This is a genomic window from Streptomyces sp. WAC03905 (assembly GCF_057371075.1).
The window spans coordinates 6,892,711-6,906,109 of sequence record NZ_JBXYDZ010000003.1; the positions used below are offsets into that span (position 1 = coordinate 6,892,711).

The 13,399-nt window shown below is 72.9% G+C and carries 13 protein-coding genes; 8 read left to right on the forward strand and 5 right to left on the reverse strand.

The window, feature by feature from the left end:
- Window positions 1-5: 5 nt before the first annotated feature.
- The gene (locus AC2RP6_RS33580) at window positions 6-728 is read right to left on the reverse strand and encodes a lysophospholipid acyltransferase family protein (RefSeq protein ID WP_030657609.1); all 723 of its coding nucleotides are present in this window, start codon (window positions 726-728) and stop codon (window positions 6-8) included.
- A 229-nt stretch (window positions 729-957) separates the two neighbouring features.
- Between AC2RP6_RS33580 and AC2RP6_RS33585 the strand changes: the two genes are divergently transcribed.
- The 5 genes from AC2RP6_RS33585 to AC2RP6_RS33605 all read left to right on the forward strand — a co-directional run bounded on the left by AC2RP6_RS33585 (window position 958) and on the right by AC2RP6_RS33605 (window position 5,667).
- On the forward strand, window positions 958-1,353 hold the full coding sequence (locus AC2RP6_RS33585) for a thioredoxin family protein (RefSeq protein WP_486449599.1): 396 nt from the start codon (window positions 958-960) through the stop codon (window positions 1,351-1,353).
- Between the two features lie 283 nt (window positions 1,354-1,636).
- The gene (locus AC2RP6_RS33590) at window positions 1,637-2,176 is read left to right on the forward strand and encodes a flavin reductase family protein (protein WP_486449600.1); all 540 of its coding nucleotides are present in this window, start codon (window positions 1,637-1,639) and stop codon (window positions 2,174-2,176) included.
- Window positions 2,177-2,376: 200 nt separating this feature from the next.
- Window positions 2,377-3,162: an electron transfer flavoprotein subunit beta/FixA family protein gene (locus AC2RP6_RS33595; RefSeq protein ID WP_486449601.1), complete on the forward strand. Its 786-nt coding sequence runs from the start codon at window positions 2,377-2,379 to the stop codon at window positions 3,160-3,162.
- A gap of 60 nt (window positions 3,163-3,222) precedes the next feature.
- Window positions 3,223-4,185, forward strand: coding sequence for an electron transfer flavoprotein subunit alpha/FixB family protein (locus tag AC2RP6_RS33600; protein WP_486449602.1), 963 nt, complete (start codon window positions 3,223-3,225; stop codon window positions 4,183-4,185).
- Window positions 4,186-4,368: 183 nt separating this feature from the next.
- Window positions 4,369-5,667: a DUF6986 family protein gene (locus AC2RP6_RS33605; RefSeq protein WP_486449603.1), complete on the forward strand. Its 1,299-nt coding sequence runs from the start codon at window positions 4,369-4,371 to the stop codon at window positions 5,665-5,667.
- Window positions 5,668-5,731: 64 nt separating this feature from the next.
- Here the strand turns inward: AC2RP6_RS33605 and AC2RP6_RS33610 are convergent, their stop codons facing one another.
- The gene (locus AC2RP6_RS33610) at window positions 5,732-6,718 is read right to left on the reverse strand and encodes a LacI family DNA-binding transcriptional regulator (RefSeq protein ID WP_486450541.1); all 987 of its coding nucleotides are present in this window, start codon (window positions 6,716-6,718) and stop codon (window positions 5,732-5,734) included.
- Between the two features lie 197 nt (window positions 6,719-6,915).
- Here AC2RP6_RS33610 and AC2RP6_RS33615 point away from each other — a divergent pair, with 197 nt between their 5' ends.
- Entirely contained in the window at window positions 6,916-7,953 is a 1,038-nt protein-coding gene (locus AC2RP6_RS33615; RefSeq protein ID WP_486449604.1) for an NUDIX hydrolase, read from the forward strand.
- A gap of 63 nt (window positions 7,954-8,016) precedes the next feature.
- Here AC2RP6_RS33615 and AC2RP6_RS33620 read toward each other — a convergent pair whose 3' ends face one another.
- The gene (locus AC2RP6_RS33620; RefSeq protein ID WP_486449605.1) at window positions 8,017-8,712 is read right to left on the reverse strand and encodes an MBL fold metallo-hydrolase; all 696 of its coding nucleotides are present in this window, start codon (window positions 8,710-8,712) and stop codon (window positions 8,017-8,019) included.
- Between the two features lie 149 nt (window positions 8,713-8,861).
- Window positions 8,862-10,226, reverse strand: coding sequence for a M20/M25/M40 family metallo-hydrolase (locus AC2RP6_RS33625; protein WP_486449606.1), 1,365 nt, complete (start codon window positions 10,224-10,226; stop codon window positions 8,862-8,864).
- 336 nt (window positions 10,227-10,562) lie between these two features.
- On the opposite strand from AC2RP6_RS33625, the gene AC2RP6_RS33630 reads away from it, so the two are divergent.
- Window positions 10,563-11,762, forward strand: a complete 1,200-nt coding sequence (locus tag AC2RP6_RS33630; protein WP_486450542.1) for a geranylgeranyl reductase family protein — start codon at window positions 10,563-10,565, stop codon at window positions 11,760-11,762.
- Window positions 11,763-11,959: 197 nt separating this feature from the next.
- Here the strand turns inward: AC2RP6_RS33630 and AC2RP6_RS33635 are convergent, their stop codons facing one another.
- Window positions 11,960-12,496, reverse strand: a complete 537-nt coding sequence (locus AC2RP6_RS33635; protein ID WP_486449607.1) for a nitroreductase/quinone reductase family protein — start codon at window positions 12,494-12,496, stop codon at window positions 11,960-11,962.
- A gap of 94 nt (window positions 12,497-12,590) precedes the next feature.
- Here AC2RP6_RS33635 and AC2RP6_RS33640 point away from each other — a divergent pair, with 94 nt between their 5' ends.
- Window positions 12,591-13,289 carry a TetR/AcrR family transcriptional regulator gene (locus AC2RP6_RS33640; RefSeq protein WP_486449608.1) on the forward strand — a complete coding sequence of 233 codons (699 nt, stop codon included), beginning with the start codon at window positions 12,591-12,593 and terminating at the stop codon, window positions 13,287-13,289.
- Window positions 13,290-13,399: the final 110 nt, after the last annotated feature.

A 13,399-nucleotide genomic window follows, 5' to 3' on the forward strand; every position in this document is an offset into this window, starting at 1 on the left:
AGGGGTCAGCCCGCTTCGCGGACCTGGGCCGCGGTGGGCGCCGTACCGCCCAGGTGGGCCGGCAGCCACCAGGAGTCCTCGGTGCCCCGCGGCTTCTCCGGGTAGGCCCGCTGCGCCGCGTCCAGCAGCTCCTGCACCCGCTCGCGCAGCCGGCGCGTGATCGCCCCGGCGTACTGGTCGGTGGGCGCCTCGATCGGCTCGCCCACCCGCATCGTCACGGGGATGTGGCTGCGCTTGAGGTTCTTGGGGCGGCCCTTGGTCCACAGCCGCTGCGTGCCCCACAGCGCCACCGGGATCAGCGGGACGCCGGCCTCCTGCGCCATGCGGGCCGCACCCGACTTGAAGCTCTTCAGGGTGAAGGACTGGGAGATCGTCGCCTCGGGGAACACCCCGATGATCTCACCGGAGCGCAGTGACTCCAGTGCGTGCTGGTACGCCGTCTCGCCCTGCTTGCGGTCCACCGGGATGTGCTTCATCGCGCGCATCAGCGGGCCGGACACCTTGTGCCGGAACACCGACTCCTTCGCCATGAAGCGCACCAGGCGTTTCTGGGGCCGGGCCGTCAGGCCGGCGAAGATGAAGTCGAGGTACCCGATGTGGTTCGACACGAGGACCGCACCGCCCTTGCGGGGGATGTTCTCGGTGCCCTTCATGTCGATGCGGATGTCGAGCGCGCGGAACAGTCCGTGCGCGGCGCCGATCACCGGAGGGTAGACGAGCTCAGCCATGGGGAGACCCGCTTTCTGCCTGGGGAGGTGCTCCCGGCCGGAAGTTACGGAAGCGTAGGTACGCGACCCTTGGGGATGGTGCCCCAAACGTGGGCCGCTGGCCAGTCCGGACGCCCGTGCCCGGGGAGATTCTCGTCACGCCGGGAATGCCCGGGGCCCGCCGGGTGTCCATCCACGTACGAGCGTACGACGATCATGCACGTACGCGAAGGCGACGGTGGAGACGGGAGTGCGGGTGCGCACGCGGGAAGACGGAAGGGACGACCGGTCCGGGGGTGGGGCCGACGCCCGGCCCGGCGGTCCGGGCGACGGCGTTCCGGCGCGCCTGGGCGCCGGGGAACTGGGCGCCGAGCCGGGCCGGAGGGCCACGCTGGTCCAGTTCTCCAGCGCCTTCTGCCAGCCCTGCCGGGCCACGCGGCGGATCCTCGCCGAGGTCGCGGCCATGGTCGAGGGCGTCGCGCACGTCGAGATCGACGCGGAGGAGCGGCTCGACCTGGTGCGGGCGCTGGGGATCGAGAAGACGCCGACCGTCCTCGTGCTGGACGCGGCGGGTCGCGTCGTGCGGCGGGCGGCCGGCATGCCCCGCAAGGCCGACGTGATCGCCGCCCTCGGCGCCGCCGTATGACGCGACCGCGAGCCGCGCGGCCCGCGGACGATGCCGGCCCGGGCCCGGACGCGCCGGTGCGCGCGCCCGCACGGCGCGTGACGCGCCTGACATCTGCCCGATCCCGCTTGACTGCGTCCACGGGAGATCGCCAGGCTGACCGTATGCGGTATGAACTCCTGCTCCACGGACGGCCCCGTGTGGACCTCGTCCGCCACGCGAGCGCGCGCTGTCAGGATCACTGAACGACCCGCCCGTGATCCCGACCGTGTCCGCACGCCCTGCGGCAGAAGGCAGAACCCTGATGAGTGCTCCGACGGCCCCTACGGTCCAGACGGCCGCTTCCCCCCTTCCCGACGCCGGCCGCCCCGGCTCGCCCGACCTCCTGCGCTCCGTCTTCCGGCAGCACGCCGCCGGAGTCGCCGTGATCACCTCCCAGGACGGCGGACGTCCCGTGGGGTTCACCGCCACCTCCCTCAACTCCGTCTCCGCCGACCCCCCGCTGCTCTCCTTCACCATCGGCACCGGGGCCTCCAGCTGGCCCGCCGTGCGCGACAGCGAGTACCTCGGCGTCCACATACTCGGCGAGCACCAGCGGGACCTGGCCGGCCTCTTCGCGCGCAGCGGTGCCGACCGTTTCGGGCCCGGCACCGGCTGGGCCACCGGCCCGCACGGGGTGCCGGTGCTGGACGGGGTGCTGGCGTGGCTGGTCTGCCGGGTGGTGGCGAGGGTGCCCGCGGGCGAGCACCGTGTGATCATCGCTCAGGCGGTCGTGGGGGACCCGGCCGGGGAAGGCCGCCCCCTGCTGTACCACCAAGGGCGCTTCAACGCGCTGCGCGACTGAATCGTCCCTGCTGGGGCGGGTCGGGCGGCGTTGGGCAGATCACAGTTCGCCGACCTTGCGACTTGGTGGGACCCACGGTGTACTGACGAGTAACATTCCGATCGGGGCGCGGGCCGCCCCGATCGGGATCCGCCCGACAAGGCGCCTATGCTGCCTGCATAAGGCGGTACACGAAAAGACGATGCGGTAGGAGAGCCGGCGTGAGCCTGAGGATCGTTGTCTGTGTGAAGTACGTGCCCGACGCCACCGGCGACCGGCAGTTCACCGAGGACTTGACCGTCAACCGTGACGACGTCGACGGCCTGCTGTCGGAGCTCGACGAGTACGCCGTCGAGCAGGCGCTGCAGATCGCCGACGAGGCCGACGATGCCGAGATCACCGTCCTGACGGTGGGCCCCGAGGACGCCAAGGACGCGCTGCGCAAGGCGCTGTCGATGGGCGCCGACAAGGCCATCCACGTCGAGGACGACGACCTGCACGGCACCGACGTCATGGGCACCTCGCTGGTGCTCGCCAAGGCCATCGAGAAGGCCGGCTACGACCTGGTCATCACGGGCATGGCGTCCACCGACGGCACCATGGGCGTCCTCCCGGCGATCCTGGCCGAGCGCCTGGGCGTCCCGCAGGTCACCCTGCTCTCCGAGGTCAAGGTCGAGGACGGCACCGTCACCGGCCGCCGTGACGGCGACACCGCCAGCGAGCAGCTGGAGGCCTCCCTCCCCGCGCTCGTCTCGGTGACGGACCAGTCGGGCGAGGCCCGCTACCCGTCCTTCAAGGGCATCATGGCCGCGAAGAAGAAGCCGGTCGAGTCCTGGGACCTCGAGGACCTGGAGATCGAGTCCGACGAGGTCGGCCTGGAAGGCTCCTGGACCGCGGTGGACTCCGCGGCGCAGCGCCCGGCGCGCACCGCCGGCACGATCGTCAAGGACGAGGGCGAGGGCGGCAAGCAGCTGGCCGAGTTCCTGGCCGGCCAGAAGTTCATCTAAGAGCTTCGGCCATCCCCCTCAAAGCCCCCAGACACTTCGCAATAGCAGGAGAGCAGTCCCATGGCTGAAGTTCTCGTCTACGTCGACCACGTGGACGGCGCCGTCCGCAAGCCCACCCTCGAGCTGCTGACGCTGGCCCGCCGGATCGGCGAGCCCGTCGCCGTCGCCCTGGGCGCCGGTGCCGACGCCACCGCCGCGGTGCTCGCCGAGCACGGCGCGGTCAAGGTCCTCACCGCCGACGCCCCCGAGTTCGCCGAGTACCTCGTCGTACCGAAGGTGGACGCGCTGCAGGCCGCCTACGACGCCGTGTCCCCGTCCGCCGTGCTGGTCCCGTCCTCCGCCGAGGGCAAGGAGATCGCCGCGCGCCTGGCCGTGCGCATCGGCTCCGGCATCATCACCGACGCCGTCGACCTGGAGGCGGGTGACGAGGGCCCGGTCGCGACGCAGTCCGCCTTCGCCGCGTCGTTCACCACCAAGTCCCGCGTCTCCAAGGGCACCCCGGTCATCACCGTCAAGCCGAACTCGGCCCCCGTCGAGGCCGCTCCGGCCGCCGGCGCCGTCGAGGCGCTCGCCGTCACCTTCGGCGCCCTGGCCACCGGTACCAAGGTCACCGGCCGCACCCCGCGCGAGTCGACCGGCCGTCCCGAGCTGACCGAGGCCGCGATCGTGGTCTCCGGCGGCCGTGGCGTCAACGGTGCCGAGAACTTCGGCATCATCGAGGCCCTCGCGGACTCCCTCGGTGCGGCCGTCGGCGCCTCGCGTGCCGCCGTCGACGCCGGCTGGTACCCGCACACCAACCAGGTCGGCCAGACCGGCAAGTCGGTCTCCCCGCAGCTCTACATCGCCTCCGGCATCTCCGGAGCGATCCAGCACCGGGCCGGCATGCAGACCTCGAAGACCATCGTGGCCATCAACAAGGACGCCGAGGCCCCGATCTTCGACCTCGTCGACTACGGCGTGGTCGGCGACCTCTTCACGGTCGTCCCGCAGCTGACCGACGAGATCAAGGCGCGCAAGGGCTGACCGCCTGACCTGCGCTTCTCTTGGTAGTACCGCTTCCTTCGGGGCCGTGTGGTGATTCTCACCGCGCGGCCCCGAGTCGTTTGCCCCGGGCGGCCGAGGGACCATTGACGCAACGGAACCCTGTGACTAAATTCTGCTATGCGGATCTAAGCTTCCGTGAAGCGGAAAAGAGGAGAGTGCACGATGGGTCAGCAGGAGAAGGTGGCGACGAGCCTCGCAGGCGCGGTCAGCGAGGGCATCAGCGCCTCCCTCGCGCCGGTGGACGCGGAGCTCGCGCGCCACTACCCGGGCGACCCCGGCACCCGGCAGCCCATCCACACCGTCTACGTGCCCGGTGACGTCTTCGCCGCGGACACCATCCGCTCGTGGGGCGACCAGGCCCTCGCCGCGCTCGACGAGCACGCCCCGGACGCCGCCACCTTCGCCAAGGTGCTGGGCATCTCCGACGCACTGGCCGTCCCGGTCTACGACCGCGTCCGCGCCAAGCTCCTGCGCGAGCCCGTCGAGGACCTCCGTGTCGACTTCGAGGACGGTTTCGGCGTCCGCTCCGACGAGGAGGAGGACCAGGCCGCCGCCCGCGCCGCCCGGCTCGTCTCGGAGGCCTTCTCCAACGGCACCAACGCGCCGTACATGGGCATCCGCATGAAGTGCATGGAGTCCAACGTCCGCGACCGCGGCATCCGCACCACGGACATCTTCCTCTCCGGCCTCCTGGAGCACGGCGGCCTGCCCGAGGGCCTCGTCCTCACGCTCCCCAAGGTCACCTACGCCGAGCAGGTCAGCGCCTTCGTCAAGCTGCTGGAGGCCTTCGAGCACACGCGCGGCCTGCGCCCGGGCCGGATCGGTTTCGAGATCCAGATCGAGACCAGCCAGTCCATCCTGGCCTCCGACGGCACCGCCACCGTCGCCCGAATGATCGAGGCCTCCAAGGGCCGCGCCACCGGCCTGCACTACGGCACCTTCGACTACAGCGCCTGCGTCGGCGTGTCCGCCGCGTACCAGGCCAGCGACCACCCCGCAGCGGACCACGCGAAGGCGATCATGCAGGTCGCGGCCGCCGGCACCGGCGTACGCGTCTCCGACGGCTCCACCAACGTGCTGCCGATCGGCACCACCGAGAAGGTCCACGAGGGCTGGAAGCTCCACTACGGCCTGACCCGCCGGGCCCTGGCCCGCGCCTACTACCAGGGCTGGGACATGCACCCGGCGCACCTGCCCACCCGCTACGCGGCCGTCTTCACCTTCTACCGCGAGGGCCTCGAAGCCGCCGCGGCCCGCCTGAAGGCGTACGTGGCCAAGATCGAGGGCGACGTGATGGACGAGCCGGCGACCGCCAAGGCCCTCGCCGGGTACCTGGTCCGCGGCCTGGACTGCGGCGCGGTGGGCGCCGACGAGGTCACCGCCCTGACCAGTCTGACCCGCGCCGAACTCGACGCCTTCGCGATCCCCCGCCGCTCGGCGACCCTGACGGCCACCGCCTGACCTGCAGGACACCCCCTGGGCCCGGCCCCGTTCCACCGGGGCCGGGCCGTCGGCGTCGCGGGGGTCAGTCCGACGGCGGGAGTTCGCCCGAGCCGCGGGGGACGAGGCGGGTGGGCAGCTCGGCGCGGGACGGGGAGAGCCCCGCCCCGGACAGGCGCTGGAACAGCCGGTCCGTGGCCACCCGGCCCAGCGCGGCCGGGTCCTGGGCCACCACCGTGACGCCCGGCCGCAGCAGGTCCGCCAGCTCGAAGTCGTCGAAGCCGACCAGGGCCACCGGGCGCTCCAGCGGGGCCAGCACCCGCACCACCGTGACCGTCACCCGGTTGTTCCCGGCGAAGACCGCCGTCACCGGCTCCGGGCCCGCGAGCATCGCCCGCGCAGCCGCCGTGACCCGCTCGGGGCCGGTCGAGCCCAGCGACACCCAGGATCCGGCCACGGGGAGGCCCGCCTCCGCCATGGCCGCCCGGTAGCCGCGCAGGCGCTCGGTCGCCGTGTGGATGCGGGGGTGGTCCCCGATGAAGCCGATCCGGCGGTGGCCGCCCGCGATCAGGTGGGCGACTCCGTCGCGGGCCCCGCCGAAGTTGTCCGACAGCACCACGTCCGCGTCGATCCCGCCGGCCGGCCGGTCCACGAACACCGTGGCCACACCCGCCCGGATCTCCGGCTCCAGGTAGCGGTGGTCGTTCCCGGCCGGGATCACGATCAGGCCGTCCACCCGGCGGGCGCACAGGGCGAGCGCCAACTCCCGCTCGCGGTCCGGGTCCTCGGCGCTGGAGCCGTTGATGAGCAGGGCCCCGTGCGCACGGGCCACCTCCTCCACGGCCCGGTTCAGCGGACCGTAGAAGGGGTCGGCGAGGTCCTCCAGGACCAGGCCGACGGTGGCGGTACGGCCCTTGCGCAGCACGCGCGCGCTGTCGTTGCGGCGGAAGCCCAGGGCCTCGATGGCCTCCAGGACCCGCTTCTCCGTCTCGGGGGTGACGCCCGGCTCGCCGTTGACCACCCGGGACACCGTCTTGAGGCCGACACCCGCCTGGGCCGCCACGTCCTTCATGGTGGGCCGGTTGCCGTAGCGGGGGTCGGACGTGCGGCGGTTGTGGGGCACGGTCGTGAATCCTCCCTGGTACTCGGGCGAGCGTGCGGGCTCGTGACCTTGAGGATAAGCACTCGGCCGATAGTGAGGTTTCCGTGGCAGGGTGGGGCGGGCAGGCCACTGGGGGCTCCGGACGAGCCATGGGGAGAGGGGTAGACGTGATTGTCTGGATCAACGGCACGTTCGGCGCCGGGAAGACCGGCACGGCCCGTGAACTGACCGCAATCCTCCCGGACAGCACCCTGTTCGACCCGGAGTTCGTCGGCGACGCGCTGCGTGTGCTGCTGCCGCCGAAACGGCTGGCGGAGGTCACCGACTACCAGGACCTGCCGAGTTGGCGGCGGCTGGTCGTGGACACGGCCGCCGCGCTGCTCGCGGAAGTGGGCGGGGTGCTCGTCGTGCCGATGACGCTGCTGCGTCAGGACTACCGGGACGAGATCTTCGGCGGCCTGGCGGCGCGGCGCATCCCGGTGCGCCACGTGCTGCTCGCCCCTGCGGAAACGATCCTTCGGGAGCGGATCGCGACCCGCGTCGAGCCCGGCGACCCCGCGGAGGTGGACCTGCGGGTCCGGCAGTGGGCCTACGACCACATCCCCGCCTACCAGGAGGCCCTCGGCTGGCTCACCGCAGACGCGCACGTCATCGACAACGGACCCCTGACCGTCCGCGAGAGCGCCGAGCGGATCGCCGAGGCAGTCCGCTCGGAGACCGCCCGGGTCTGCGACATCGTGCAGACGCCGGAGCCCACGCGGGAGACGGTGGCGGCCGGGGTCCTGCTCTTCGACGAGCAGGACCGGGTGCTGCTGGTGGACCCGACCTACAAGGCGGGCTGGGAGTTCCCGGGAGGCGTCGTCGAGGCCGGCGAGGCACCGGCGTCCGCCGGGGTACGGGAGGTCGCGGAGGAACTGGGCCTCGTACTGGACCGCGCCCCCGGGCTCCTCGTGGTCGACTGGGAACGCCCGCAGCCCCCGGGCTTCGGAGGGCTGCGGCTGCTCTTCGACGGCGGCCGCCTCACGCCGGAGGCGGCCGCCCGCCTCCGGCTGCCCGGCCCCGAACTGCGGGCCTGGCGCTTCGTGACGGAGGCCGAGGCCGCGGGACTGCTGCCGCAGCACCGCCACGAGCGCCTGCGCTGGGCGCTGCGCGCCCGGGAACGCGGCCGCCCCCTCTACCTGGAGGCGGGCGTCCCCACCGGCTGAGGTGGTCGCTGCCCATGGCTCGGTCCGCCTCCGGGGCGCCCGGTGCCGGTCACTGGCCCGCGGTCAGGCAGGGGTGTCGGCGGCGGCCTCGGCCAGGGCGGAGGCGGTGGCCACCGTGAGGGGATCGCCGTGGCCGAAGCAGGCGACCGACGGCGCCAGCCCTGCCAGCCGCCGGAACGACTCGATCGCCCGGCCCCGGTCGACGTTGAAGACACCCAGCATCAGCGGGCCGACGGCGGCGACGCAGTCCCCCGTGAACAGCACGCCGTGGCGCGGCAGGTGGATGCCGATGCTGCCGTCGGTGTGGCCCGGGGCGTGGACGGCGTACGCCCCGTCCCCGAAACCCAGCGCGTCCCCGTCCTCCAGCTCGTGGTCGACGGGGGTGGGCGGGGCCTCGGGCACGGTCAGGCCGTGCGCGTACAGCGGCACCTCCCAGTCCAGGAGCACCGGCTCGGGAACGGGCCGCTCGCCCCGGATCACGGGCGCGTCCAGCCGGTGCGCGAGCACCCGCGCCCCCCAGCGGGCGGCGAGTTCACCGGCCGCGCCCACGTGGTCGCGGTGGCAGTGCGTGAGGACGATCCGCTCCAGCCGCTCGGGGAGCAGATCGAGGGAACGTATCGCCCCCTCGATCTGCGCCGCGGACGCGGCGTTCCCCGCGTCGACGAGGGTGAGCGCCCCGGCGTCCTGCCAGAGGTACGCCTGGCCGATGGGGAAGCGGAGCATGTGGAGCCGGTTCGGGAGCACTTCGACGAGATCCATGCGCCGAACGTACGGACGGCCCGCCGCTCCCGGCACGTGACTTCACCGTGAGCGGAGTACGCCCAGGGCGCAGTGTGCCCTGGGCGTAAACGGAGCGGCGGGTGCCGGAGCGGCCGGTACCGGAGCGGCCGGTACCGGGTCCGGCCGGATCAGGCGCGCTTGGACTCCGCGTAGTTGACGAGGAAGAGCGCCTCGGCCACCGACAGGCGCTCCAGCTCCTCCGGCGACACGCTCTCGTTGACCGCGTGGATCTGTGCCTCCGGCTCGCTGAGCCCGATCAGCAGCATCTCCGCCTGCGGGTACAGCGACGTCAGCGTGTTGCACAGCGGGATCGACCCGCCCATGCCGCTGATCTGCATCTCCTGGCCCGGGTAGGCGGTCTCCAGGGCGGTCCGCATCGACGCGTACGCCGGGCTGTCGGTGTCCGCCTGGAACGGCTGGCCCTGCCCGACCACCTCCAGTTCGAGACGCGCCTTCCACGGCGTGTGCGCCTCCAGGTGGGCCTGGAGCAGCTTGACGGCCCCGGTGGTGTCCACGCCCGGCGGCACGCGCAGGCTGATCAGCGCGCCGGCGCTCGCGTGCACGGACGGCGTCGCGCCGACGACCGGCGGGCAGTCGATGCCGAGCACGGTGACGGCCGGGCGGGCCCACAGCCGGTCGGCGATGGTGCCCTCACCGATCAGCTCGACCCCGTCCAGCACCTTCGCGTCGGTGCGGAAGTCCGCCTCCGGGTACTGCAGGCCCTCCCACACCTCGTCCGAGGCGAGCCCGTCGACGGTCGTGGAACCGTCCGCGGCGCGCAGCGAGTCGAGTACGCGGATCAGCGCGGCCAGCGCGTCGGGCGCGGCACCGCCGAACATGCCGGAGTGCAGGTTGCCACCCAGCGTGTCGATCTTCACCTTGAGCAGGCACATGCCGCGCAGGGTGGCGGTCACCGTCGGCAGGCCGAGGCGGAAGTTGCCCGCGTCGCCGATGACGATGGTGTCGGCGGTCAGCAGCTCCGGGTGTGCCTCCGCGTACTGCTGGAGCCCGCCCGTGCCCTGCTCCTCCGAGCCCTCGACGATCACCTTCACGCTCACCGGCACCCCGCCGTTGGCCTTCAGCGCGCGCAGCGCGAGCAGGTGCATGATGAACCCGCCCTTGCAGTCGGCCGCGCCGCGCCCGTACCAGCGGCCGTCGCGCTCGGTCAGCTCGAAGGCCGGGGAGATCCAGGCGTCGTCGTCCAGCGGCGGCTGCACGTCGTAGTGCGCGTACAGCAGCACGGTCGGGGCGCCCTCGGGGCCGGGCAGGAAGCCGTACACGGACTGCGTGCCGTCGGGGGTGTCCAGCAGCGCCACGTCCTGGAAGCCCTCGACGCGCAGGGCGTCGGCCACCCAGTTCGCCGCGGCCTCGCTCTCGCTGCGCGGGAACTGCGCCCAGTCCGCCACCGACTGGAAGGCCACCAGCTCGGTCAGCTCCTGCTTGGCGCGGGGCATCAGCGAGGCGATGGTCTCGGCGATCGGATTCTGGGACATGGGCACGCTCCTTTTGGGTGCGACGTTGTTATCCGTGTACGCAGTCCGCGCATGCGCGGGATGTGCGTATGCCGGGTGCGGCGGAAAGACGGTCCGATCTTCGCACAGCAGGGTGGGGCGGCGTCTCGCCGTAGGATTTCCCAGGCATCGGAGCAACCGGGTGATCAGGAGCAGCAACACATCGTGAGCAGCGACGACGACGTACGCGACGCAGGTGCGGATGCAGGCGAGGGCGCGGGCAGGGACGCCGTGGCCGGACCGGACGCAGGCACGGAGCCGGGCGCGGACCCGGCCGGGCAGGGGGCGGGCGACGAGGTGGCCGGGGGAGCCGGCGAGGTGTGGGACGTGGTCGTGGTCGGAGCCGGACCGGCCGGGTCCTCCGCCGCGTACGCGGCGGCCGCGGCGGGGCGGCGCGTCCTGCTGCTGGAGAAGGCCGAACTGCCCCGCTACAAGACGTGCGGCGGGGGCATCATCGGCCCCTCGCGCGACGCCCTCCCGCCGGGCTTCGTCCTCCCCCTGAAGGACCGCATCCACGCGGTCACCTTCTCCATGAACGGCAGGCTGACCCGGACCCGCCGCTCGAAGCATATGCTGTTCGGGCTCATCAACCGGCCGGAGTTCGACGCCGGTCTGGTCGCGGAGGCGGAGAAGGCGGGCGCCACCGTCCGTACGGGCACGGCCGTGTCCCGCGTGGAGCAGCACGGGGCGGCCGTGCCCGACCGGCGCACCGTCGCCGTGGTGCTGGCGGACGGGGAGACCGTCCTGGCGCGCGCGGTGGTCGGCGCGGACGGCAGCGCGAGCCGGATCGGCGCGCACGTGGGCGTCGAGATGGACCAGGTCGACCTCGGCCTGGAGGCGGAGATCCCCGTCCCCGCCACGGTGGCGGAGGACTGGAAGGGTCGGGTGCTGATCGACTGGGGCCCGCTGCCCGGCAGTTACGGCTGGGTCTTCCCCAAGGGCGACACCCTCACGGTCGGGGTGATCTCGGCCAAGGGCGAGGGAGCCGCGACCAAGCGGTACCTGGACGACTTCATCGCCCGCCTCGGACTCGCCGGCTTCGAACCGGCCGTCTCCTCCGGGCACCTCACGCGCTGCCGCAAGCCCGACTCGCCGCTCTCGCGCGGCCGGGTCCTGGTCGCGGGCGACGCGGCCGGCCTGCTGGAGCCGTGGACCCGCGAGGGCATCTCCTTCGCGCTGCGCTCGGGGCGGCTCGCGGGGGAGTGGGCGGTCAAGATCGCCGAGGCGCAGGACGCGGTGGACGCGCGCCGCCAGGCCCTGAACTACGCCTTCGCGGTGAAGGCGGGGCTGGGGGTGGAGATGGGCGTCGGCAAGCGGATGCTGACCGTCTTCGAGTCCCGGCCGGGGCTGCTGCACGCGGCGATCACCGGTTTCCGGCCGGCCTGGCGGGCCTTCGCCCGCATCACGCGGGGCGCGACGACCCTGGCCGACATGGTGCGTACGTACCCGCTGGCGCGCAGGGCCCTGCACGCGCTGGACGCGCGCCAGGCGGCGGCGCGCGACGGCGACGGGGGATAGTCGGCGGGCGCGAGGACCCGGACCGGCGGAGCGGCTCGCACCTCGATGAGGTGGGACCGGCCGGACGTGGTCCTCGCGGCCTTCGCGCCCTTCGCGGCCTCCGCGGCCTCCGCGCGGGGTGAACCGGCGGCCGGGGCGGCGGTGATCGCGCTCGCGCTCGACCACCCCGACCCCGCGGCGGTCCCCCTCCCGCCGGGTCAGCGCGGGGCGGGGACGATCCGGAAGACGGGGTGGTCGTCGGCGATGGCCCGGATCTCCGCGTCCGATGCCTTGGCGTCGACGCCCTGGAAGAACTGGTTGACCTCCCAGCCCCACTTCTCCAGGTAGGTGCGCAGGATCGCGGACTTCTCGACCGGGTCGGTGATCTCGACGACGGTGAAGGCGCGCACCTTCCGTCCCACGCGCAGCTCGCCGCCGCCCGCCACCCGCATGTTGCGGACCCACTGGGAGTGGCCGCGGGCCGAGACGAGGTATTCAGCGCCCTGGTACCTGTGCGGATTGACCGGGATGCGCTGCATCTTGCCGGACGTCCGGCCGCGTACCGAGAGCTCGGCGCTGCCGGCCAGGCTGATGCCGACGCGGGCCAGCTTGCCGAAGAGCGCGTTGAAGCGGGTGACGAGCGGACCGGCCTGGACGTAGTACGGGGTGGGCGCGTTCACGAGGACCTCCGGGCCGTCTGCTGCGTCGGGGAGAGCGTCGGGAGAGCGGTGCTCTCGCTTGACATCAGTCTGCATCGGATCAGTGCACCAAAGCAAGAGCGGTGCTCTCGAAAAGGATCGGGGATCTGCTTTGTGGGCAGTGCTCCGCCCGCGTGGCAGACTGGCCCGCATGAACACCGTGCGAGGAGCCAGGGAACGGGCCCGTGTCGAGGTCACCGCAGCGATCAAGGACGAGGCCCGCCGCCGGCTCGCCGCCGAGGGCGCAGCCAAACTCTCCCTGCGCGCCGTCGCCCGCGAGCTGGGGATGGTCTCCTCGGCCCTCTACCGCTACTTCCCGAGCCGCGACGAGCTGCTGACCGCGCTCATCATCGACGCGTACGACAGCCTCGGCGCCGCCGCCGAGCAGGCCGACGCCCGCACCCTCGCCGCGGGCGGTCCGCCCCGCGACCGCTGGATCGCCGCCTGCGAGTCCGTCCGGGCGTGGGCACTGGCCCACCCGCACGAATACGCCCTGGTCTACGGCTCCCCGGTGCCCGGTTACAGCGCCCCCGCCGACACCATCGGTCCCGCCTCCCGGGTCGGCAACGTCCTCATCGGCATCGTCCGCGCCGCATACGAAGGGCGCGGACTCGCCCTCCCGCCGCTGCCGCCCGCCCTGGGACGCGAAGCGGAGCGGATGACCGCCGAGTTCGCCGCGGGCCTGCCCCCCGCGGTCGTCGCCGCGCTCGTCGCCGCCTGGGCGCAGCTGGCCGGGCTGGTCTCCTTCGAGCTGTTCGGCCAGTTCCAGGGAGTCGTCGAGGAACGCTCCGCGTTCTTCACGCACGCCGCGGGCCAACTGGCGCACGGGGTCGGACTGCCCGCCGTATGACACCCGCCGTATGACACCCCCCTAGGGCAGGCGGGTGCGGGAGGGGGCTTCCCCGCGGAAATTCACATGATGGGGCGATGGCTCGCTCTGCTGTTCCTCCCGTCAATGCA